Here is an 842-nt window from a genome sequence, read left to right as displayed (position 1 = left end):
CCGGACCGTGTCGTTGGCCGCGAACAGGCCGTAGTCCTTCGGCAGGGCGCCCGGCACGTCCTTGCCGTCGCGGACGCGGGTCAGCATGTCCGGCGGCAGCAGGCCGCCCACGGTGAGGACGGAGTCGGTGACGATGGTCTTCGCGAGGCTCATCAGCGGGCTTCCCCGTTCGTGGTCGTGCCGTCGAGGACGGGGACCGGGAGGTAGTGGTACACGCCGAGGACGTCGGGACGGCCCTGGACGTCCACGCGCAGGCCCCGGCGGGCCGGGCCGGTCGCGCCGCGCACGTCGCGGAAGGCGCCGCGCACCCGGCGGTGGGAGTCGAGGAGGCGGGCCGCGAGCTGCTCGCCCCGCTCCTCCAGCGTCGGCATCAGCGACTCCAGCGAGCCGAGGATTCCCTCGATGCGGTCCTGGGCGAAGGCGCGGTCGGTGTTCTGGGCGGCCCGTGCCTCCAGCAGGGCGACCGCCTCGTCCTCCGGCAGCCAGTCGGGGTTCGCCGCCGACCCTCGGTAGGCCAGCAGGCGGGCGTCCTCGGCCAGCTGCTGGCGGAGCACCGCGTCCCGGCCGGGCAGCGACAGCTGGAAGCGGTAGCGGACCAGGAGCAGCGTGGTGCGCTTGGCCACGGCCGTCGTGCGGACCACCCCGCAGCGGCGGGCCGGCCGCTGCCACTGCTCGATCCGGTCGTCCAGCGCCGCGTCGAGCACGAAGCGCGCCACCGACGCCACCACCGGGTCGGTGCGGGTCAGGGCCACCTCGCCGCGCGGGGCGGTCGGGGCGTCGTGGAAGGCCACCGGGCGGGGGTGACGCGGGCCCAGGAGCGTGACGAAGGTGTCCCGCAGGGG

At 75.9% G+C, this 842-nt stretch carries 1 pseudogene; it reads right to left on the bottom strand.

Going from position 1 to position 842, the window contains the following annotated elements:
- Positions 1 to 152 precede the first annotated feature (152 nt).
- Positions 153 to 842 (bottom strand): annotated as a pseudogene (locus tag LPA54_RS33370) (helicase); the annotation flags it as partial.

The sequence above is a fragment of the Streptomyces sp. DH12 genome, from assembly GCF_020873895.1.
Taxonomy (GTDB): domain Bacteria; phylum Actinomycetota; class Actinomycetes; order Streptomycetales; family Streptomycetaceae; genus Streptomyces.
The sequence above is the reverse complement of the archived record's forward strand: the minus strand, read 5'-3'. Positions and strand labels throughout refer to the sequence as shown.